General features: G+C 40.9%; 20 protein-coding genes and 4 pseudogenes. 2 read left to right on the top strand and 22 right to left on the bottom strand.

Translation table 11 applies throughout. From position 1 onward, the window contains the following. Positions 1 to 93: 93 nt before the first annotated feature. The 8 genes from QNN06_RS29645 to QNN06_RS29680 form a co-directional block, all read right to left on the bottom strand. Positions 94 to 1,113, bottom strand: coding sequence for a histidinol phosphate phosphatase domain-containing protein (locus tag QNN06_RS29645; RefSeq protein WP_284036601.1), 1,020 nt, complete (start codon positions 1,111 to 1,113; stop codon positions 94 to 96). Further along, positions 1,110 to 1,907, bottom strand: coding sequence for a DeoR/GlpR family DNA-binding transcription regulator (locus QNN06_RS29650; protein WP_213117275.1), 798 nt, complete (start codon positions 1,905 to 1,907; stop codon positions 1,110 to 1,112). The genes QNN06_RS29645 and QNN06_RS29650 overlap by 4 nt, the downstream gene beginning before the upstream one ends. Further along, positions 1,904 to 2,905, bottom strand: coding sequence for an ABC transporter ATP-binding protein (locus QNN06_RS29655; protein ID WP_284036602.1), 1,002 nt, complete (start codon positions 2,903 to 2,905; stop codon positions 1,904 to 1,906). Before QNN06_RS29655 ends, QNN06_RS29650 begins: the two co-directional genes overlap by 4 nt. A 1-nt stretch (position 2,906) precedes the next feature. Next, positions 2,907 to 3,692, bottom strand: a complete 786-nt coding sequence (locus QNN06_RS29660) for an ABC transporter permease (RefSeq protein ID WP_213117273.1) — start codon at positions 3,690 to 3,692, stop codon at positions 2,907 to 2,909. Further along, positions 3,689 to 4,516, bottom strand: coding sequence for an ABC transporter permease (locus QNN06_RS29665; RefSeq protein WP_213117969.1), 828 nt, complete (start codon positions 4,514 to 4,516; stop codon positions 3,689 to 3,691). Before QNN06_RS29665 ends, QNN06_RS29660 begins: the two co-directional genes overlap by 4 nt. 95 nt (positions 4,517 to 4,611) lie before the next feature. Further along, entirely contained in the window at positions 4,612 to 5,430 is an 819-nt protein-coding gene (locus QNN06_RS29670; RefSeq protein ID WP_284036603.1) for an alkaline phosphatase family protein, read from the bottom strand. Continuing rightward, positions 5,420 to 6,517 (bottom strand): ABC transporter substrate-binding protein, encoded by a 1,098-nt coding sequence (locus tag QNN06_RS29675; RefSeq protein ID WP_213143751.1) that lies wholly within the window; start codon positions 6,515 to 6,517, stop codon positions 5,420 to 5,422. The genes QNN06_RS29670 and QNN06_RS29675 overlap by 11 nt, the downstream gene beginning before the upstream one ends. 271 nt (positions 6,518 to 6,788) lie before the next feature. After that, the gene (locus tag QNN06_RS29680) at positions 6,789 to 6,959 is read right to left on the bottom strand and encodes a hypothetical protein (protein ID WP_284038013.1); all 171 of its coding nucleotides are present in this window, start codon (positions 6,957 to 6,959) and stop codon (positions 6,789 to 6,791) included. 17 nt (positions 6,960 to 6,976) lie between these two features. On the opposite strand from QNN06_RS29680, the pseudogene QNN06_RS29685 reads away from it, so the two are divergent. After that, positions 6,977 to 7,219, top strand: a pseudogene (locus tag QNN06_RS29685) (DnaB-like helicase C-terminal domain-containing protein); the annotation flags it as partial. 613 nt (positions 7,220 to 7,832) lie between these two features. On the opposite strand, the gene QNN06_RS29690 reads toward QNN06_RS29685, so the two are convergent. Continuing rightward, the gene (locus QNN06_RS29690) at positions 7,833 to 9,110 is read right to left on the bottom strand and encodes a hypothetical protein (RefSeq protein WP_284036604.1); all 1,278 of its coding nucleotides are present in this window, start codon (positions 9,108 to 9,110) and stop codon (positions 7,833 to 7,835) included. Between the two features lie 354 nt (positions 9,111 to 9,464). Here QNN06_RS29690 and QNN06_RS29695 point away from each other — a divergent pair, with 354 nt between their 5' ends. Then, positions 9,465 to 10,391, top strand: coding sequence for a hypothetical protein (locus QNN06_RS29695; RefSeq protein WP_284036605.1), 927 nt, complete (start codon positions 9,465 to 9,467; stop codon positions 10,389 to 10,391). Positions 10,392 to 10,631: 240 nt separating this feature from the next. Here the strand turns inward: QNN06_RS29695 and QNN06_RS29700 are convergent, their stop codons facing one another. From QNN06_RS29700 to QNN06_RS29760, 13 genes and pseudogenes are all read right to left on the bottom strand, one after another. Next, positions 10,632 to 11,297, bottom strand: coding sequence for an HAD family hydrolase (locus QNN06_RS29700; RefSeq protein ID WP_284036606.1), 666 nt, complete (start codon positions 11,295 to 11,297; stop codon positions 10,632 to 10,634). Positions 11,298 to 11,423: 126 nt separating this feature from the next. Beyond that, positions 11,424 to 11,631, bottom strand: a pseudogene (locus tag QNN06_RS29705) (ABC transporter permease); the annotation flags it as partial. 147 nt (positions 11,632 to 11,778) lie between these two features. Next, on the bottom strand, positions 11,779 to 11,922 hold the full coding sequence (locus QNN06_RS29710; RefSeq protein WP_213117265.1) for a hypothetical protein: 144 nt from the start codon (positions 11,920 to 11,922) through the stop codon (positions 11,779 to 11,781). Positions 11,923 to 12,159: 237 nt separating this feature from the next. Beyond that, positions 12,160 to 12,507: pseudogene (locus QNN06_RS29715) on the bottom strand (ABC transporter permease); the annotation flags it as partial. Between the two features lie 2 nt (positions 12,508 to 12,509). Next, positions 12,510 to 12,782 (bottom strand): annotated as a pseudogene (locus QNN06_RS29720) (FAD-dependent oxidoreductase); the annotation flags it as partial. Positions 12,783 to 13,027: 245 nt separating this feature from the next. Then, positions 13,028 to 14,047 (bottom strand): DUF2804 domain-containing protein, encoded by a 1,020-nt coding sequence (locus QNN06_RS29725; protein ID WP_284036607.1) that lies wholly within the window; start codon positions 14,045 to 14,047, stop codon positions 13,028 to 13,030. A gap of 171 nt (positions 14,048 to 14,218) precedes the next feature. Further along, positions 14,219 to 15,388, bottom strand: a complete 1,170-nt coding sequence (locus tag QNN06_RS29730; protein ID WP_284036608.1) for an iron-containing alcohol dehydrogenase — start codon at positions 15,386 to 15,388, stop codon at positions 14,219 to 14,221. A gap of 21 nt (positions 15,389 to 15,409) precedes the next feature. Then, positions 15,410 to 15,580 (bottom strand): hypothetical protein, encoded by a 171-nt coding sequence (locus QNN06_RS29735; protein ID WP_284036609.1) that lies wholly within the window; start codon positions 15,578 to 15,580, stop codon positions 15,410 to 15,412. Beyond that, positions 15,540 to 17,204, bottom strand: a complete 1,665-nt coding sequence (locus QNN06_RS29740; RefSeq protein WP_284036610.1) for a glycerol-3-phosphate dehydrogenase/oxidase — start codon at positions 17,202 to 17,204, stop codon at positions 15,540 to 15,542. Before QNN06_RS29740 ends, QNN06_RS29735 begins: the two co-directional genes overlap by 41 nt. A 303-nt stretch (positions 17,205 to 17,507) precedes the next feature. Further along, positions 17,508 to 18,089, bottom strand: coding sequence for a glycerol-3-phosphate responsive antiterminator (locus QNN06_RS29745; RefSeq protein ID WP_217032710.1), 582 nt, complete (start codon positions 18,087 to 18,089; stop codon positions 17,508 to 17,510). Positions 18,090 to 18,125: 36 nt separating this feature from the next. Further along, positions 18,126 to 19,148 carry a DUF2804 domain-containing protein gene (locus QNN06_RS29750; RefSeq protein ID WP_284036611.1) on the bottom strand — a complete coding sequence of 341 codons (1,023 nt, stop codon included), beginning with the start codon at positions 19,146 to 19,148 and terminating at the stop codon, positions 18,126 to 18,128. Positions 19,149 to 19,176: 28 nt separating this feature from the next. Further along, on the bottom strand, positions 19,177 to 19,887 hold the full coding sequence (locus tag QNN06_RS29755) for an ABC transporter ATP-binding protein (RefSeq protein ID WP_213117257.1): 711 nt from the start codon (positions 19,885 to 19,887) through the stop codon (positions 19,177 to 19,179). After that, a complete protein-coding gene (locus QNN06_RS29760) occupies positions 19,862 to 20,605 on the bottom strand; it encodes an ABC transporter ATP-binding protein (RefSeq protein ID WP_213117256.1) in 744 nt (247 codons plus the stop codon). Before QNN06_RS29760 ends, QNN06_RS29755 begins: the two co-directional genes overlap by 26 nt. Positions 20,606 to 20,614: the final 9 nt, after the last annotated feature.

Below are 20,614 nucleotides of genomic sequence, written 5' to 3' on the forward strand. Positions count from 1 at the left end.
TCATCTCATTTATCAATGAGGTAGATTCCCTATCGTTGCGACCCTCTATCTGCTTTATCGAATAGAATCCAAGCTAGATTTAGTCCCCACACCTCACCGGGTAGTACAAACACCTTCACCAATCCCTCTCATCACCCGCCGCCCCTCTTTAAAGGTGGCAATTTCTTTTACCCCTTTTTCCAAAAGGGTTTGTGTATTCTGTTCAATAAAAGACCCAATATCATCAGGAAAATGAGAATCGGATGAAGTGGTAAAACACACACCCGCATTGATTAAGATGTCCAGGAACGCTGGGCTTGGACACATTTCTTTTACAGGGTAACGGTAATAAAGCCCGGCATTTATTTCGGTTGCCGTGTCGGTTTCGACAAGAGCTTTCGCTATTCTTTCATAGTGAGGGACGAGAAAGGCTTCGTCTGGTCGGTAATTAAATACCTTTAGATTATCCAGATGAGCTACAAACTGAAAGATGTTGCTGCGAATCGCCTTTTCGACCTCAGCAAAAAAGTCCTTATATAAATCGACTAAATTATAATGATGAAACCGATTTTGGGTGTCCGGATTGTCAAATCCCCAACCGTACATATAATGAACAGAGCCAATCACAAAATCCCACTCATATTTCTCAATGAGCCCCTTTAATTCCGCTTCGCTTCCGGAAAAGTAGTCTGCTTCCAGCCCCAACCGTAATGTGACGCCTTGTTGCGCCCAGCGCGGCTTCGCTTCATGAATAGATCGTACAAAATCCCCCATTGACTCCGTAATGACCTGGTTCAGCCAAACCTGCTGTTTGGTTCCGACATCGGAATCACTCAGGTCAAGATTCTTTTCAAAATAAGCCCGTGATTCCTTAAAACGGTATAGATGGTCGACTATGCCTACCTCCTTCAGCCCTTTTCGCTTGGCTTCAAGCAAATAGAGATCTAGCCAGGAAGCATCGTATGCGCCTCGTTCCAGCCGTGCTGCCAGCCGCTCCATGCTTTTTTTCAGCCAGCCCCTGGTATGCGGCTTTTCTTCCAGGGGACTGAAATGGTTTAACGCCTGATTGGTACGGTCTAGCCAGCTTAGTGAATAAGGGCCTTCTTCAAGATGTAAATGATAATCAACCTTCATGTTTGTCGCCCGCCTTTGACTGTAATCCATTGAAGCATCGTATCCATGCCCGTTTCTTTCCATGAGTTTGGCATGTCTTGATCACAAATCACATGATCAATTTTCGTTATCGGACAAATTTTATAGAACGATTCATGGTTAACCTTAGAGGAGTCGGATAGCAGAAACACTTGGTTTGCCCTTTCTACCATCGCAGTGGATACTAAACATTCCTCAAAGTCATAATCACTGATATCCGTTAAGGTAATGCCTCCACAGGATAAGAAGACTTTGTCAAAACGAAAGGATTCCAGTGTTTTGCAAGTCATGGCACCGACAATCGATTTTTGTTCAGGAATCGTAACGCCGCCAAGTACGATGACTTTCCCTTCAAATTCTTTATTTTCCAAACTGCAGTTAAGTTCTTCTGCACAAGCGAGGGAATTAGTCACGATCGTCACTCCCTGAACACTCGAAATCGCACTTGCGAGATGAACGGTCGTCGTTCCAACATCAATCATGACGGTATCTCCGTCTTTGATAAACTCAGCCGCTTTTCTCCCGATAGCTTTTTTATCAGAGATCCTGACATTCATTTTTTGGGAAAAATGCGGTTCGCTTTTCGTTTGCTGATACTTAATCGCCCCGCCGTAGACACGCGTCAATTTTTTTTCTTTTTCGAGGATGTCCAAATCCCGCCTGATCGTTTCAGGCGTTACCTCAAGCTCACCAGCAAGTGAAGTGACCAATATTTTCTTCTGTTTTTCGAGTTGCTGTAAAATGTATTCATGACGTTCTGTAACCAGTATATTCATGACAGTGGAATCACATCCTTTTTATGAAGATAAAGAGTTTTCCGAGCTCCTTCCTGCACATCTTCATCTGATTGATGCAGGTGTTCTGCTGTCACCACGATTCCATTTGAACTGAACTCATAACGAGTGATATTTCCGAGCATCATGACCTTATTGACTCGGCCGGAAAACGTATAGCCATCCTCCATGTACTGGGCACTGAATGCCTCTGGTCTGATCGCGTAAAGTCGATTTGAAAATTTCCTTTCCGAGGTGGCAATCGATAACTCCGAGCCTTCGAGAACATTATAATTACCAATAAATCTTGCGACAAATTCACTGCCCGGCTTGGTATAAATCTCATGAGGCGTACCGGATTGGGCAATCCTGCCTTCATTTAAAATATAAATCCGGTCACTCACAGCCATGGCTTCCTCCTGGTCATGAGTCACGAGGACAGTAGTAATATTCAATTCCTGCTGGATGGTGCGCAGCTGCTTCTGAAGATTTTTCCTAATCTGTGCATCCAGGGCACTTAAGGGCTCATCGAGCAGTAATACCTTAGGCTCAGTGACAATGGATCTTGCCAAGGCGACACGCTGCTGCTGGCCTCCTGACAATTCCCTTGGATAGGCATTTTCCTTCCCTGCCAAGCCTACCAGCGCCACCATCCGCGCGACCTTTTGTTTAATAGTTTCGCTAGGAATCTTTTGCATTTTCAAGCCAAAAGCAATATTTTCAGAGACTGTCATATTCGGGAATAGTGCGTATGATTGAAAAACCATCCCGATTTGCCGGTCTTTTGCCTTGACATTCGTGACATCACAGCCATCAATCTTGATGACGCCCTGTTCTGGGCTGGTTAATCCCGCAAGGATTCGCAGCAAGGTACTTTTTCCACAACCGCTTGGTCCCAGCAGGGTAACAAATTCGCCTTGCTTAAATGATAGATTCAGATCATGCAGGACGGTTTGTCCTTTAAAGGCCTTACTAATATTTTCAATGGTGACATGGCTCATTTTATAAAGTCTCCTTTCTTGACCGTGTTACTTTGACAATGATAGAAGATAGAATGGAGATTAAGATAAAATAGCAAATGACAATGGCACTTGCGATATGCCCGCTCACATTCAATTTTTTATACAAGTAGACTTGAACGGTTTCGAAGCTCCCGCCTATTAATAGATTCACTAACACAAATTCCCCGAATAAGATTGAAAATGACAGCAGCGACGAAACCAGTACGCCCGGCATAATATTCGGTAAAATGACTTTTAAAAAAGCGGTAAATCGGCTAGCCCCTAATATTTCAGCCGCCTCCATAAGCGAAACTGCCTGAATGTTCCGCAGGCTATTTCGGGTCCCCTGGTACATGTAAGGGAGGATTCCAACAAAATAGGCGCCCACGGTGACAACAACCATTGGCATGCCACTGTTCGAATAAGCCCTGATTAACCCTACCGCAATAATCACACCCGGCATGGCATACGTTAACACAATCAGGGCCTGGATAAATTTCTCCAGCCTTGGTGCGTAGACCACAATCGAGAAGATCGCCGGAACCATGATGAGCAGGGAAAGAATGGTTGCCCCGACTGAAAGGATGAGAGACCGTCCCATTGCTTTTAAAAATAACGAATCACTAAAAAGCTCCCCGTACCAGTGAAATGTTAAGCCCTCGGGCAAAATCGTTTTATGCCATTGAGTGGAGAAGGAATAAATGAGCGTCCCTAGCAGCGGTACAAGCAAGTATAAAAGGACTGCTCCGATCGTAAGATAATGAAAAAATGGGCGGTTCTTGTTCACGATAAATCCCTCCGAACCTTGCGTGTTAACCACTCATTGAGAAGCATCGCCACCACAAGGGTTAATCCTAATAATCCCGCAATCGCACTGCCAAGCTCAGGCTTGGCAAAAATATCGCCAGTCGTCAATGCGCCAATTCGGATCGTAACCAGATTATAGGTGCTTCCCGTTAACGCATAAGCGGATGCATATGCTCCCATCGCATTGGCGAAAAGAATACTAAATGTACCGGCAATGCTTGGAAGAATAATTGGGATACCAATCCGCAGCCAAAACTGCGTGGAGCTTGCCCCGAGCAGAGAAGCGGCTTCTTTCCAGTGCTTATTTATCCCCTGGTAGACCGGGTAAAGAAGCATAACGGCCAATGGCAGCTGAAAATAAAGATAAATAAGAACAAGGCCAGACCAGGAATAGACATTAAACGAGCTTAGCGTTTCCCAGCCGAAATGCTTAAACAGCAAGGTGAATAAGCCACTGTTTCCTAACAGAACAATAAAGGCAAAAGCTAACGGAATGCCTGCAAAATTGGATGTTAGATTAGCAAAAATCAACACTCGATTTTGAATACGACTAGAAAAATGCGTGATGGAATAGGTGGCAAAAATGGCTAAGAGCGTTGCTATGAAACTGGATAAAAGCGAAATCAAAATACTATTCTTAAACGCTTGGCGGTAATACTCATTCTGAAAAATTTCCTGATATTGCTTGAATGAAAAACCAGTGCCCCCATCCGCTTGAAAACTTCCATATATCATAAAAAATAAAGGAATGAACAGGAACAGAAGAATCAAGAAAAGAAAGGGGATGAGACTAGCGACAAGCATTCCATTTATTTTTTTCAATGAAAAAACTCCTTTATAGACAGTGGTTACTCTGATAAAACCCTTTAAGGAAAAAGGTGCCTCCTGAAAGAAGACACCTATTTTAATTTCGGAAAGGACAGCTTTTGCATGGCTGACGATGGCTGGATATTTAATAACTCGCAAGCCAAAGGCGCAATTTGAAGCTGGGGAATGACCTCTTCATAAATGCCATGCTTCATCTTATCCGTGATGATAAATAATGGCACATCTCGGTCAGCTGCTGTCGTACCGCCGTGCTGGCCGTCATGATTCATGCCATGATCGGCGGTCACAATAATCTGGTAACCTGCCTCCATCCATTTGGGAAGAATATTCGCCAATAGTATATCAACAGCAATCACACGATTCCGATACTCTTTTGAATCAGCTGTAAATAAATGGCCATCATTATCAATATTCATGGAGTGGACATACAGGAAATCCGGTTCATACTGATCCATTAAAAAATTAGCATCAGAAAATAGATGGGAATCAGGATAATGGTCTTCCCAGTAGAAAATACCATGTTGAATGGCTTTTTCAGTATTCAATTGAATTCGGTCTGTCATCGGATGAAAGGGCGCCGAATTATACAATTCACTTACCCAATAGTAAGAGGCGGTCGCATTTTTTAAACCAGCCTTGTTTGTTAAATGAAACAAGCTTTCTTCATGAGACAACCGAACCGTTTGATTGGATGTAATCCCATTTTTATAAACCGGCGTACCTGTTAAGAGCACCTCATATAGCGGCCGGGAAAGGCTCGGAAGCTCAGATTTGACCTTAAATCTCGATGCTTTTCCCATTTCGATCAAATGGTGCAGATAGCCCATTTGGGAAATCGCGGTGTCATAACGCAGACCATCGAGCATAATAAAAGCTAGCTTATTTGACATTCATTAACACCTTCTCTTGCCATAATGAAAGCAACTGCTGCATGCCTTGTTCCCATGCTTTCGGATCTGATACGGGTTTCGCATTTTTGTACATGTCATTTGGCAGCAATTTTGCTTTCGCATCTTCAGGCAATTTTACATTTTCACGGATCGGACGAGCATAACCGCGTGCCAGGTTTGCTTGTCCTTCATCTGAAAAAATATACTCACGTGCAAGCTTGGCGGCATTTGGGTTTTTGGCATATTTGTTAATAACCGATGCATATCCAGAAATAACGGATGCCTCCTGAGGGATGACAACATCAAAGCGGTTCTTGTCAATCTGGTCCCTATACCCAAGACCATTGAAGTCCCAAACGATAGCTACATCTACTTCACCCTTTTCTAATGCCGTTAAGTTGACATTATTCGTTTGAAGACGACCTTGTTTAGCCAGCTTGGCAAAGAAATCGATACCAGGTTTAATATTCTTCTCATCCCCGCCGTTTGCATAGGCCGCGGCCAACACACCGTATTGAGCCTGACTCGCTTTTAACACGTCTCCAATCGCAATCTTGTAATCGCCGGTTTCAAGATCCTTCCATGTTTTCGGAGGATTTTTCACATTCGTTTTATCGGTCAAAAAGGCAATTGTTCCGGTATAACCAATCATCCAGTCCCCGTTATCATCCTTCGCCCATTTCGGAACATCGTCCCAGTGTGAAGTTTTAAACGGAAGAGTTAATCCCTTTTGTTCCGCTAACGGCCCGAAGGATGCGCCAACATCGCCAATATCTGCCGTGGCATTTTCTTTCTCCGATTCAAATTTTGCCAGCTCTTCCGCACTGGACATATCAGTATCCATATGTTTAATACCATATTTGGAATCAAGATCCTGCCAGGTCCCCTTCCAGTTTGCCCATGTGTCCGGCATTCCGACAGAGTTTACTTGACCCTCTTGTTTAGCATTCTTGATCACGTCTTCAACGGAAACTTGATTTGAAGCTTGGACATTCTTTGTGTCCTCATTTTTATTTGAACAACCTGTAAATATCGAAACAGATAAAACTCCTACTGCAGCCATCGTTAAAACAGAACCTTTTCTCATCGAAACAACCCTCCAGAGTTTGTTTTTTGTTTGTTTGTATTTGCTTTACACTTTTCATCATACAAAGCAAAGGTAAAACACGTATTAAACAAATGTAATGATTTCATAAAGGTTCGTTAATAGAATGTAAATTCATGCTTGTTATGAACCGAGCCAGAAATAAACGACAAAAAGAAGTTGATTTTTTTACAACCAACTTCTTTTTACCTATTATAGATAAAACTCTCCTACCGAATCGTTAACGTACGATCGGATTCACGTCCAAAGCCATCTACTGATTCGCAGGATAAACGGGCATATGGGAGAACACAACAACTTTTTCTTGTGATTGAGCCGCTTTTTGGAGCACACCGCGCAGCCATGTCAGCTGTTCTTTCCTAACTCCGCCATTCCAGGTTTGGGCGTTGATTGCGCTCGTTTCTTTTAACGAATTATACATCATCACTTGGGCCTGTTGATAGCCGCGGCGTGGAAAGCCGCCACGACAAGCATCCGATTCTCTCCGACCTCCGTGAAAGCGGGCAAATCGAGCAGGATGCCGACCTCATCGCCTTCCTTTATCGCGATGATTACTACACCAAAGACTCACCACAACGAAACAAAATTGAAGTCATTCTCGCCAAGCACCGTAACGGCCCCACCGGCACCATAGAACTCGGCTTCCAAAGGGAATATGGACTGTTCACTCATTTGGAAAACTGAGGCATGGGGACGGTTCTTTTGTTTCACTTACAAGAAAAATGATGCACGAGAACCGTCCCCATGCACCATTATTCGCGACCATAATTGTTCGAGGTAATTCAACAAATTGTTGCTCTTTTGCAACCTAAACAAACGTTTGTGTAAACCGATTCAATGTCTTGCCGCTGGCGGATTTTTTCTTCCGTTAAGGAGAAAATGCTTGTCGATCAGACCAACGTTTAATTAGATTGCCCCTAGATATTGATATATCAACGTTTCTGCTCCAATTTTCGGGAGAAATTTAATGCATGTTGTCAGATTACGGCGGTTCATATCTGGCAGGTGTATCACAACCTCGGAAATCTGCTAATTTTCACTAAGAATCTACTACTGTTTTCTCACTCAAACGTTTGGTTAAAAGCTAAAAAACTATTGATTTCATAGACTTTTACTTCTAATTCCAGCAAAAATTTTGTCATTTAACTAAACGTTTGTTTAGTATCTACGTGAACCTTTCCGGCAATTGGATTTATATTGATTTTGGCAGCAGAAGTATGTCGAAATCATTTGGACGAATCTCCAATTAACGCCCATCTAAATTACATAGCTTTTGAGTATTATGGAAAATACAACGCTAATTCAAAATTACTGTATCATATAGTAATTTTGCTTTTTCTGAGAATAAATGAGGAATTTGCTCTTTCAACAAATCTTTAGGATGAATAAGCATGGCATTTCCTTTATGTGTTAATGCGTATAAAATTAATTCTCCCGCTTTATCCATTTTCCCATTAGGATTATTTGAGATCTTAACAGATAATGATGCATGATTTACACAAGCACCATCATGACCAAGGTTAACTTCACAAACTGCTAAATTCATCAATAAATCTGAAAGTACCTCAAAATATGAAAACCAATATTGGTTATTGCTAAATAACCTATTTTTGTAACATTCACGGAAAAATTCTATCATTTGAAAAAATAATGGCTCCAACCCTTTTTTGGCTAAATCATAATCACCTTGATTGATCATATGTAGACAAATGATATTGATCTTTTGTGAAATGTCTGTATAATCCAATAAACCATTCGATGTATATCTAATCGTTAGTATTTGTTCAGATACTTCCATGTATTTTTCTGAGATTTTAGTAGCGTTTTTTGCGCATGGATGGCTTTGAATATATGTAAGATTTTTCAAGTATCTATACACTTCACTCCACATGGAGTAAGGGACTTTACTTTTATGTACAACCATATCTAGATGGTCACTAAAATCTATTGCACCCCAAGAATTTGTGAATACCATTTCTATTCCCTTTTTTATATCATAACGGGTAGATGGATCATATTTCATTAGTAATAAAGAAGCTACAAATTCAATTGCTCCATTTTCACCAAATCCTGCTTCATTTTGATATTTATTGCTTAAATCCTTATAGTTGGTATCAAGAATATATGTAGTTTCCTGAAAAGATAATAATTTGACGTAATTGATAAAATCTAGTTGAGCACCAGAATTTTCTCGGTCTCTTTTAAAATCTTCTCCACTTACCTTCTTATCCGTACGCTGAGCAAGCTTTTCTTCGCCAATACTTTTGGATTGTGTAATATTATTTTTAAAATTAGAAGACTGGTCATCTTTACTCGGAGGAACATAGACAACATATGGTTTGGGTTTTCTTATATATCTTTGCTCACCATTTATTGATTTGAAGAATCTTATGATAGGATTTCTGAATATATAAATAATTATAGAAAGAATCACTAAATATATTACTCCGCTTGTAAATACTGCTATAACACCCCTAAAAATTAATTCTAAAATAAATAGAATTAATTTAAGAACAATGTAAAGTACGGCAATACCTCCGACCACTAAACCAATACTTTTAAAATATTTATTCATTCCACACCTCTTTATGTAATATGAATGTTTCTTGTTTATAAGGGGATAAACCTAGAAAAGGGCAAGACATTTTCAAATGGCACTAAAATCTATCTTCTAATAGTAACGGATGATTGTAGTGAGTTGTTTAATTCGGAGGCATCACGCAAGGTTTCAGTGGATCGTATTTTAGCAGCAGAGAAATGTCGAATCATCTTAACCGGTAGAATCCATATCGTGCTTGAAAAGGAAAAGGCCCCCCTAACAAAACTCTATCAATCTTCCAAAAAATTCGGGTTATGACAGGCATAGGTAATAAGTACCAAGCCCCTATTTATGTTAAGATATATTTACATATAATGGAGGATTTTGCAGATGAAGCGAGCATTAGTGGAATTACAGAGTGACCCAAGGTTTTTGGAGTATATAAACAATTTTCATAAGGAGTATTTTCAGGATTTAAGTGCAGGCGACTATGTTGGAAACGATTTATTGTTTTTACTCGTTACCAGCCAGGCCGTTAAGAATAACGATATGGCGGTAAAACTAGTAGAAGCCTCCTCTTATAAGGACTATGTTGTTGGGGAGTTCCTAAGAGAATACTTCAATCTTAAAACAAATAAACATTTTGAAATTTTAAAATCGTTTAATTCTAAAATGAAAGAATCTGCGGTTATTTCCCTCTTGGGTGCATTGTTTGACATCAGCGGTTTAGGCTTGATGATTAGGATGGATGACGCCAGATCATTATCCAAAATACGAAACCAACGGGCAATCTTGAGAACGCAGTATCGGGAAGAAGCAAAATCGAATATAAAAAAGCTCAAACAACACCGTCGGCAACCCAACACCTGGAAAAAGCTATCTCTCATCCAATTTTTCACTTTCAAGAAACCAATGCAATCCAAAAAGACATTAACTAACGAAACATATTCTAAAACACGTGCAGCAGCAACCACCAAGACAAAAGCCAAAAACAACGTTGCGCTTAACTTAAAAAGATTCAAGTTTACTGGTCAGGTAACCTACTTAAGAAAATATAGTGATGATATGATGGAGATGAAGGTAGAGTTTATAAAGGGAGAATTAAAACTTAACGATCGAGCTGCCATTCGATTTAAAGCAAATGGAAAAGCCCTGGATTACGTATGGATTAAAGACATAAAGGAATGGAATAACGGCTACAAACCAGTCAATGCTGCCAAAAAGGCAGGCATTTATTATATCTATTTTTATTCAGCAAGCGGAAGCAGCTCCTTAGTTTACGAAGATATGAAACAACTGTTATTAGTTAGAGAATAATAGATAGGAGCAATTGAGGTGGCTTTTTTTCGAACAGTTGGTAAAAGTAGAAGATCTCGATACAAGAAACGACCATTTAAATGGAGACCTTCATCCTGAAACAGGAGTACCCTTTATCGAGAAAACCGTAGAATTGCCAAGTGGTGAATACGTTACAGGTACCTTCCCTGTATCTGAAAGTGGAAGAGCTTTACCTACAATCAGACTACCTGGATGGTACCTGTCACCTATTGTTTTAAATTATTTGCCTAATACTAATTGATTGAATTGTTCTACTGTCTCAAAGTAATATTTTGATTCCAATTTCATTAGTTCCTTGATTTCGGGAATATTGTGAGACCATCCAGCAGCCGCAAAATCTACATTACAACTCCTTGCCATCTCCATTCCAGGCTTTAGGTCATCCACCATTAGTGCTTCCGTTTCTTGAAGATTAAAGCGTTTCAAAATTTCCTTTATTGGATAAGGATGTGGTTTTCTCTGATGTTCAGGAAGATCCCACCCAAAGACTGCATCCGGCAAATATCCACAATGGATAGAATAATCTCTTTCAATTCGATTTCTCTCAGAATGGGAAACAACCGTCACAATTCCACCTTGTCTTTTGAACTCTTGGATTGTTTCAGTAAACATCTCATAAAAGTCTGGTACAGTTGATTCAGTATATTTTTTCCATACCTCTTGCTGATGTTGCTGCTCTGCGTTTGTAAATTTTATAATATCTTTACATAAAGAAGAAAAGCCTGGATTAAAGCAGGATCTAACAAACTCTTCAAGGGTAATAGGTTCATCATTTGGTCGTAAATTTTTAAGAGCTTCTACAAAGGATGGATAATGTATATCTGGAGTGCTTTTTACCGCTGTATCATCGTGGTCTAAGATTAAACATTTGTATTTTAAAGTCATTTAATATCCTCCAGTATAAACCTCTAGTAATCTGCCTTGAAGCTCCTTTTTTATTGCTGTTTTTTATTTACTTCTTGCTAACTGCATGCGTTTGTTAAAGATCGTTGGGTAACTGGGTGTGAACGGCTGTTTAGGTGTTCCTCTAAGAAAGAGGATCAGTTCTGTCTGGTCCTGGTGGGACTCGGTCTCCGCAATAAACCGATTAAGAAATAGGATAGCCAGCACCATTCCATTGCCAATCATCATTCCGCTGATGGGAATGACATATTGGGAACGTATGGGGTGTTATATTGACCTCGAGTAAGATGCTTTGCGTTAACACTTTGATAAAAATTTAGTGGGGGTCTGACCCCATAGCAAATAGACTCACTTTCCATAATGAATATTTTTCTATATAATAGACATATAATTAAAAAAGAGAAGTGCTGGTAACACTTCTCCCTGCAACTGCTACCGTCAGGGTGGTGGTTGTCAGTGTCTATTATTTGTGCGAACCACCCTTTTGCTTGCGACGGCGTGAGGGTGGTGTCTTGTTTTCTAGGACGTTATTACGAAAGAAATGCGCCGTTAATTCCCGCACAATTCCCTTCAGAATTTCACGAATGAATTCAAGAACGGTTTCCATGATTATCACCTCCCTTCCCCAATAAATGCAGGAACAGAAGATCGACAACCAAGCCACCCTAACAATATTCAGTTGCAACTCTATTTTAACACTCTACTCACACATATAAATCTATCAATTTTCGACAAAATTCGGGCAGTGACAGTGGCACCATGTGTTCACACAGGGACGGTTCTTCCTCCTCACAAAGTGAGGCAGAAGAACCGTCCCCGTACATCACCAGGCACCATCCCATTTTTATTTACCTCTCACTATCTGCATGCGTTTGTTAAATATCGTTGGGTAAGATAAGAACCCAAGCATGATACTTGTGATGGATGCTGTCGTTAAAAGCAGGAACAGCACGAGCAGCTGGAATTGACCGCTCATCATTCCAGGAAGCTGAACCAGCCCAATCGTTTTTTGACTCTCAATGGTCGGAATCATACTTGCTTTGATGGAGGTCATCAACTGGGTGTGTACGGCCTGTTTAGGTGTTCCTCCAAGAGATAAGATCAGTTCTGTCTGGTCCTGATGGGACTCGGTCTCCGCAATAAACCGATTAAGAAACAGGATGGCCAGTACCATTCCATTGCCAATCATTATAAGGGGAGCGTCATCCATTCCGGTGTTGTTACATGTGGCGCATTTTCATAAACAATCTTACGTTCTTTCCCGACTTCAGCGACAAGATCGCCTTCGAATTGTTTTAAATATTGCAAGCCCCCGTGGACTAGTTTTGTTGAACGACTTGATGTGCCAGTAGCAAAAAATCTTGCATCTCCCACTAACCCTGTTTTTAAGTCGCGTTTTGTAGCATCCAAGGAAATTCTCGCTCCAGTAATCCCTCCACCGATTACAAGTAAATCGTAAAATTTCATTTTGAAATTTTGTTACAGTTTGTGCACGTTTATGCTTGATGTAGTTGACGTCGTATCTACTTCCTTCTAGTATTATCATTTCTTAAAACAAAATAGAAAAAAACCACAAATAATCCATGTTTTATCTAACATTTGTATTTGTGGTTCTCCGATCCCGACCAAAAATATTAACTTGTTAAATCAAATTTACATACTTTAGTTAATTTTCAACATGGGAAAATTCATGCATTTATTTCCACCTACTATTACAAAAGGGAATTAACAACCTTCTCTGCAAATCCCATGAAATCGGACAGCTCAAGTACAGTGCCATCATCCAGAACAGCTTTTCCACTAAATTTTCCGAAAACCTGATGCTGATTTGACCGATATTTGTCCCTTGGAGTATCAGAATGACGATCCAGTACCGGTATAAAATCCATCTCAAATCTTCCATCGGAGGATGAGATAGTCCATGGATCTGTGTATGAGCTCTCAGGAATATGAAATTCTACCTGATCAAGTTTGTGCGCCTTTCCATCATAGATAAGTAGATTCTCAGATGCGGCGGAAGTATTTCCAAATCCGTAGCCAATATTGAAACCAAAATCCACACCATTTATACAGCCACTTCCACTGCCCCAGTACCAAGTACTAGTTTCAGGCCATACTCCTCTTCCCCAATCCAGAACTGCAAAAGAATCATCTGATGATAAATGATACTCTTTATCACCTATTTTTACTGTACCTTCTGGATGCAAACAATTAATTTTTTGATTGTAATAAAACATGGTTGGATCTTCATCAAACGGAACGACAATCACCATAGACTCTGTTTCTGGAATAGTGAGAGTGATATTCCCTTCTATAACTAATCCATCCTTAAAATTTTCAAATTTAACCTCAATACAATGGGTTTCCGGTGAACGAATATAACGGCACCGTGCATTTTCACTTTCAAATTCAACATTACCTTTACTGTCTAAGGGCATCTCATATTTTTCTTCTACCATTGGGAAGAAAGAATTTTTTATATAATATTTCTTGTTTTTAAAGTCCATAAATTTTACTGATAGCGCCCTTAGCGTTCCTATATTGGCAATGGAAAAGCTGAATCCATAGCTTTTATTTCCCACATAGTAATAATCCCATTCCTTGATATTATCGATAGGGGCGTTGATATTTTCCCTATTGTATTCCAATATAAGATCATGAGCCCAGCCGGACTCAATGACATGTCCCTTCTCATCAAGGAGAGGATGTTTGAAAGTAAGCTCATTTTGCATTTGTCAAGCCCCCTTTATCTTCTCCCACCAACAAACTCGTTATCTAAAAAAGGATTATCGGCAGGAATATCCACTCAATAATATTGCAGCCGCCTTCCACATAAAAATCCACGGTTTCCAGTGTTTTTTCAATGGAGGGATAGCCGTACGACAAGTAGCAAATTGCTTTTGTTATGATTGACTACCTACTTTTACACCAAAATAGATTTGTTCAATAATCTCCTTAAATTCCTCAACAGTTGGAGTCAAAGGATTCGTTTTCGTGCACCTATCTTTACTTGCTAATTCGGCAAGCTCTGGAATGGCAGCAGTAAAATAATCATCTTGATGAATCACTGCTTTAAGATTCCCAGGGATATCAAGTTTTTCATTTAATACCCGAACAGCGTCTGCTAAATTTTCAGCTCCAACTTTTGCAGCAAAACTCTTATAAATACTTTTAGCCTTAATATCTTGTGAATTGAATTCAATTACAAACGGAAGGATAATGGCATTTGCCAAACCATGTGGAACACCAAATTTCCCTCCAACCGCATGTGCGATACTGTGAACAATCCCTAACGAGACGTTCGTAAAAGCCATACCAGCTAAACAAGAAGCAAGAAGTAACTTCTCACGTACTACTAAATCACTTCCCTCCCGGTATGCCTGTGGTAAATACTCAAATACATCCAGTGCTGCTTTTTCTGCCAGCGTATCTGCTACGATATTAGCCCGACGGGATACAAGCGCCTCCAAAGCATGGGTTAATACGTCCATTCCCGTAGCTGCAGTAAAGGCCGGAGGAACAGATGCAGTAATCCCTGGCTCTAAAATCGCGATATCCGGTATCAGTTCCATATCGCCTATGCCGTGTTTAATATGTGTTTCTGTATCAGTAATGACAACAGAACGGGTAACCTCACTGCCAGATCCACTAGTTGTCGGTATACAACACATTTTCGCTTTTTTACGTAAAGGCGGGATTCGATTAGGCGGACAAATATCTGCCAGCGTTTTATATTCTGGATATTCGTAAAATACCCACATTGCCTTGGCTGCATCCATAACAGAACCGCCGCCAACTGCAATAATCCAGTCAGGTTGAAACACCAACAATTTTTGAGCCCCTCTTTGCACCGTTTGGAAGGATGGGTCAGGCTCTACACCGGTAAAATAATCAAAGCTAAAATTTGCTTCCTTTAAATAAGCCTCAATCTTAGGTAAATAGCCGGTCTTCTTAATCGATTCGCCACCAAGGACAATCAGTGCTCTTTTCTGACTTCCTTGTAATTGCTTCAAATATTCTAATGAATTTTCCCCAAAAATAAGGTATTCTCCTGCTAATTTCATCGGTAACATATGTAATAACAGTCCTCCCTATTAAATGCTTTCTACTAAACTCTTCACTTTTTCCAAACTAACAGCTGATGACGGATCGCTGGATACTTTTAAACTAGATCCAACAATGGCACCGTCGACTAGCCAACAGAACAGTCCCTCTGGTTCTTTTTTAAACCCCAACTGGTTCAACCGCTCCACTAAGCTCCACATTCAACTCCCTCGTGTACTCTTCAACCTGTTTATCACTATATCCTAAGTTATCAGCCATAACAGAAATGACACCTTGTTTCCATTGCTCCACCCAGTTAGTGTTGAAGAGCACAGCTCCTGTTCGACGGATGAAGAAATCGATAGGCTTGACCACCATTTCCTCCTCAATCCCATATATAAGGGCAGCGTACACATCTGCTGGAAGACCATACTGTTCACCACCCCTAATATACTCGATCACATGATCATAAACCGACGTAACATTCGTACCATATCGGCAAGTCAGCGTTTCAGCTGCCTTTCTAGTTAACCCAAGCCGTTCTCCCCGCTCTATCATGAGACGTACAAACTCTGGGAACTTCGCCGCTCCTCCCACATCACCACCAGAAATCGGTAACGTCAGTGTTGAGCATGGAGCGAATGGTCCATGTCCAGCGGATCTTAGTTCCCTATCGAGAAGATCCGTTACCGTCTCGGCCATCTTTCGATACCCAGTCAGTTTTCCACCTGCTATTGTAATCATACCGGAGGCCGAGCAGATTATTTCGTCCTTCCGTGAAACTTCCGATGGCGCTTTGTTCTCCTCGTAAATTAGCGGCCGCAGCCCTGCCCAACTTGATTCCACGTCACTAACCGTCAGCTTTAATTCTGGAAACATATAATTGCTTACATCCACTAAATATTTCTCGTCTTGGATTGTCATTCGTGGATTGGCTATGTCACCTGTGTAATCGGTGTCTGTGGTACCGACATACGTTTTACCATCTCGTGGAATGGCGAACACCATCCGTCCATCCGGGGTATCGAAATATACCGATTGTCGTAACGGAAACCTATTTCCGTCAAATACAAGATGGATGCCCTTAGTAAGTCGTAACTTTTTACCCTGCAATGATTGATCGAGTTTACGTAGATTATCTACCCATGGCCCGGTTGCATTCACTATCTTTCGTGCCTTAATCGTATAAAGCTCTCCATCCATCACATCTCTTACCTTAACACCTACGAGCTTACCACCTTCATAAATAAATTTTTCAGCCTTCGCATAGTTTACTGCATTAACCCCTGTTTCAGCCGCTTTCTTTAACACCTCGATCGTCAGTCGGGCATCATCCGTCCGATATTCCACATAATATCCGCCTCCCTTCAGACCATGCCTTTTCAATAGCGGCTCTTTTTCGAGAGTTTCCTCAAGACTAAGCATCTTTCGCCGTTCATCGCGTTTAACTCCAGCAAGTCGATCGTATACCCTTAATCCAAGTGATGTCGTGGCCACACCGAACGTCCCATCTTTATAGAGCGGCAGTAACATCCATTCCGGAACCGTTACATGCGGACCATTCTCGTAGACCACTGCCCGCTCTTTCCCAACCTTAGCAACCATCCGCACCTCGAACTGCTTTAAATACCGCAGTCCTCCGTGGACAAGCTTTGTTGATCGGCTTGATGTGCCCGCCGCATAATCCTGCATCTCAATTAACGCCGTTTTCATCCCACGAGTTTGGGCATCCAGCGCTATTCCCGCTCCTGTAATTCCTCCACCAATAACGAGTACATCATAATCCTCAACAGTCATTCTTTTTAGATGATCTTTACGACTTAAAGCAGAAAATACATGTTGCATAAAGAATCCCAACCTTTCCTCTAAAGAAGTCAAAAAAAAAAACACACAAACATTCTCGCTTCGCTAAAGCCGCAACGAGTAGTCTGTGGTTTCTCCTAATCTCCTACCAGATATGAACTTTTCTATTATTTATTGATGACTGGGTTTACAAAAGTACTATCATTTTTCTACTTCGTCAAGCAGCCATTTTATTTTCGATCCGGAAAAATAAGCGTCAATCAATAGACCCGTCCTCTATCGAAACAATTCTGCATGCCTGCGAACTGGTCGTGCCCTGATCAATGGCTAGTATATAGCGCTCTGTCATGGCTGTATTACCTCATCCGGGATTTGCTCAAAATGCTTCCACAACTCTGCCTTTGAAGTCGTTACCGCAGATGCTCCCGCATTTAATGCCAGTTCCACATCATTTATTGAGCGAATCAAACCCCCAGCGAATATCGGAATCCCCGTACGTTCATTCACCTCTGTAATGATATGCGGCATGATACCAGGCAGGACCTCAATGAAATCAGGCTGCGTTCTTTTAAGAAGTGCGTAGCTTTTCTCAAGTGCATTGGTATCAAGCAAAAACATTCGTTGAATGGCAAGTAATCCATTCTGTTTTGTCTTTGTGATAACACCGGCCCTTGTTGATATTAATCCTGCCGGTTTAACGACTTGACATAAATACTCAGCAGCATACTCATCATTTTTCAATCCTTCAATTAAGTCTACATGAAGCAATGGTTTCTTCCCATGGGCTTTCGTGAGCTCTACAATTGATTTAACTTGGCTTATATGGATATCCAAGACTACTATATATTCATAGGACATCTTAATAAGTTTTTCCAAATCCTTCATCTTACGGACAGCAGGCAAAATCCGTTGGTTGAGATTAATCATAGCGGTTCGTCTCTCCATCCATATAAATTTTTTGAATTACAAATAGGAATTGACAACTTTCTCCGCAAAGCCCATGAAATCCGATAGTTCTATTACAGTGCCGTCATCCAGAATAGCTCTGCCGCTAAATTTTCCGAATACCTGATGTTGGTCTGACTGGAATTTACCGCGTGAACCACAAGAGTGGCGATCAAGAACCGGTATAAAGTTCATTTCAAATCTTCCATCAGAAGAAGTAAACGTCCAAGGTTCCAAAAATGAACTCTCTGGAATGTGAAATTCTATTTGATCAAGTTTATGAACCTTTCCATCAAATATAAGAAGATTCTCTGACGCAGCGGAAGTATTTCCAAAACCATAACCAATATTAAAGCCAAAATCGACTCCGTTTACTCGGCCGCTGCCGCTCCCCCAATACCAAGTATTGGCTTTCGGCCATACACCTCTGCCCCAATCTAGTACAGAAAAGGCATTCTCTGATGAAAAATGATATTCTTTATCACCAATTTTCACGGATCCTTCCGGATGTAGACAATTTATCTTTTGGTTGTAATAGAACATGGTCGGATCCTCATCAAATGGAACGACTATGACCATGGACTCTGTCTTTGGAATAGTCAGAGTAAGATTAGCTTCTAACGTCAAGCCATTTGTAAAATCTTCAAATTTAGCTTCAATCTGATGACTTTCCGGAGTTCGGATATAATGGCAGCGTGCATTTTCACTTTCAAATGAAGCATCGCCTTGACTGTCTAGAGGCATTTTATGTGAATCGTTTTCTAATAAAGGGCAGGTTGCTATATTCATATACTGTTTGTTATTTTCAAAGTCAAGAAAATGGACAGACAAAGCCCTAATTGCACCTAAATTAGCCATAGAAAAAGCCACACCATAGGATTCATTTCCAGTATAATAGTAATCCCATTCTTTAATACTATCAGCAGGAGCAGTGATATTTTGCCTGTTATATTCTAGTAACAGTTCACGAGCCCAGCCCTTTTCAGTAAGATGTCCCTTCTTATCAAGAAGGGGTTGTTTTGTTGTTATTTCATACTGCATATAGGAGCCTCCTTACTTCGCTGAATTTTTAGAGTCCAAGATAAGCGACACGTACGTGGTCGTCGTTTAGAAGCTCCTCGCCGGAACCTTCCATAACGATTCTTCCACTCTCCATTACATAAGCTCTGTCAGCAATTTTAAGTGCCTGTCGTGCATTCTGCTCAATTAGCATGATGCTAATTCCAGAGCGATTTAGTTCCTTAATCGTTTTAAACAAGGCTTCAGTAACCATAGGGGCAAGGCCAAGTGATAATTCATCAATCATTAGGATTTTCGGTTCACTCATCAGTCCCCTGCCGATACTAATCATCTGCTGTTCCCCACCTGAAAAGGTGCTGGCGATGCGGTCTGCGTTTTTTTCTAGCACTGGAAACATTTCATATACCTTTTTCAGGTTGTTTGCTACTCTCTTAGAATCTTTTCTATAATGATAGGCACCTATTAAAAGGTTCTCTTTAGCTGTCATTTCAGGAAACAGCTGTCTGCCCTCGGGAACCATACATAAACCAGTTGCCGGAAGGGTGGTAGGTGACTGATTGGCAATCTCCTTGCCCATATATTGTATGGAACCTGATTCGGCTGGATTTAGCCCCGTGATCGTACGCAGCAACGTGGATTTCCCTGCGCCATTGGCTCCAACCACTACAACTAGTTCACCTTCGTTGATATGCAGGCTGACATCCTGCAGAATTTTGAGCCCGCTTAAAGTGACATTAAGACTTGATATCTGTAGCAGCATAAAAATCATCATCCCCTAAATAGGCTTTAATAACAACTTCTGAGGAAGTAACCTCCTCCGGTGTGCCGACGGCGATAAGTTGACCGTACTCAAGTACATATACCTTTGTGCATATTCCCATAATAACTCTAAGCACATGTTCAACAATGAATAGAGCAGTGCCAAATTCTTCGTTGATTTTTTTTACGAGTTCTAGCATAAGTTCTACTTCTGTAGGAACAAGGCCGGCAAAAAGCTCATCAAGCAGCAATAACTTAGGCTCTGTAGCCAATGCTGCAGCAAGTTCCGCCTTTTTCCGCTCAAACATATTAAGTTTTGAAATTTTTACCTCTTCTTTACCCCCAAGACCGACAAATTCAATCATACGGTGGGCCAAGGGCAGTGCCTGGCTTTTACGTTTATGCCTGCAATAAGCACCGACCAGCACAGATTCCTCCAAAGTTAGTGCCGAGAATAGCTGTGACTTCTGAAAAGTACAAGAAATGCCAACTTGGCATATTTTATTAGGTTCATATTTAGTTATATCTTTGCCACCGAAGGAAATACTTCCGCTATCAGGTATGTGGAAGCCGGTGACTGTTTTAAACATGGTCGATTTCCCAGCACCATTTGGACCAATAAGTCCAACGATTTCCCCCTCTGCTATTTCAACAGAAATGTCTTTATTGGCAACAAGGCCGCCAAAGCTTTTTGTTACATTGCTCATTTCGAAAAACACGTTTAACTC

This window comes from Neobacillus sp. 114 (assembly GCF_030127045.1).
Classification (GTDB): Bacteria; Bacillota; Bacilli; order Bacillales; family Cytobacillaceae; genus Neobacillus; species Neobacillus rhizophilus.

Bases quoted from the DNA above. Each gene is read 5' to 3' on its own strand.
- QNN06_RS29740 (WP_284036610.1), bottom strand. From the start codon at position 17,204: ATGCAACATGTATTTTCTGCTTTAAGTCGTAAAGATCATCTAAAAAGA.
- QNN06_RS29680 (WP_284038013.1), bottom strand. From the start codon at position 6,959: ATGATGTATAATTCGTTAAAAGAAACGAGCGCAATCAACGCCCAAACC.
- QNN06_RS29665 (WP_213117969.1), bottom strand. From the start codon at position 4,516: ATGCTTGTCGCTAGTCTCATCCCCTTTCTTTTCTTGATTCTTCTGTTC.
- QNN06_RS29745 (WP_217032710.1), bottom strand. From the start codon at position 18,089: ATGATTAATCTCAACCAACGGATTTTGCCTGCTGTCCGTAAGATGAAG.
- QNN06_RS29690 (WP_284036604.1), bottom strand. From the start codon at position 9,110: ATGAATAAATATTTTAAAAGTATTGGTTTAGTGGTCGGAGGTATTGCC.
- QNN06_RS29675 (WP_213143751.1), bottom strand. From the start codon at position 6,517: ATGAGAAAAGGTTCTGTTTTAACGATGGCTGCAGTAGGAGTTTTATCT.
- QNN06_RS29655 (WP_284036602.1), bottom strand. From the start codon at position 2,905: ATGAGCCATGTCACCATTGAAAATATTAGTAAGGCCTTTAAAGGACAA.
- QNN06_RS29700 (WP_284036606.1), bottom strand. From the start codon at position 11,297: ATGACTTTAAAATACAAATGTTTAATCTTAGACCACGATGATACAGCG.
- QNN06_RS29750 (WP_284036611.1), bottom strand. From the start codon at position 19,148: ATGCAGTATGAAATAACAACAAAACAACCCCTTCTTGATAAGAAGGGA.
- QNN06_RS29645 (WP_284036601.1), bottom strand. From the start codon at position 1,113: ATGAAGGTTGATTATCATTTACATCTTGAAGAAGGCCCTTATTCACTA.
- QNN06_RS29730 (WP_284036608.1), bottom strand. From the start codon at position 15,388: ATGTTACCGATGAAATTAGCAGGAGAATACCTTATTTTTGGGGAAAAT.
- QNN06_RS29725 (WP_284036607.1), bottom strand. From the start codon at position 14,047: ATGCAAAATGAGCTTACTTTCAAACATCCTCTCCTTGATGAGAAGGGA.
- QNN06_RS29695 (WP_284036605.1), top strand. From the start codon at position 9,465: ATGAAGCGAGCATTAGTGGAATTACAGAGTGACCCAAGGTTTTTGGAG.
- QNN06_RS29735 (WP_284036609.1), bottom strand. From the start codon at position 15,580: ATGTGGAGCTTAGTGGAGCGGTTGAACCAGTTGGGGTTTAAAAAAGAA.
- QNN06_RS29670 (WP_284036603.1), bottom strand. From the start codon at position 5,430: ATGTCAAATAAGCTAGCTTTTATTATGCTCGATGGTCTGCGTTATGAC.
- QNN06_RS29710 (WP_213117265.1), bottom strand. From the start codon at position 11,922: ATGGAAACCGTTCTTGAATTCATTCGTGAAATTCTGAAGGGAATTGTG.
- QNN06_RS29650 (WP_213117275.1), bottom strand. From the start codon at position 1,907: ATGAATATACTGGTTACAGAACGTCATGAATACATTTTACAGCAACTC.
- QNN06_RS29755 (WP_213117257.1), bottom strand. From the start codon at position 19,887: ATGCTGCTACAGATATCAAGTCTTAATGTCACTTTAAGCGGGCTCAAA.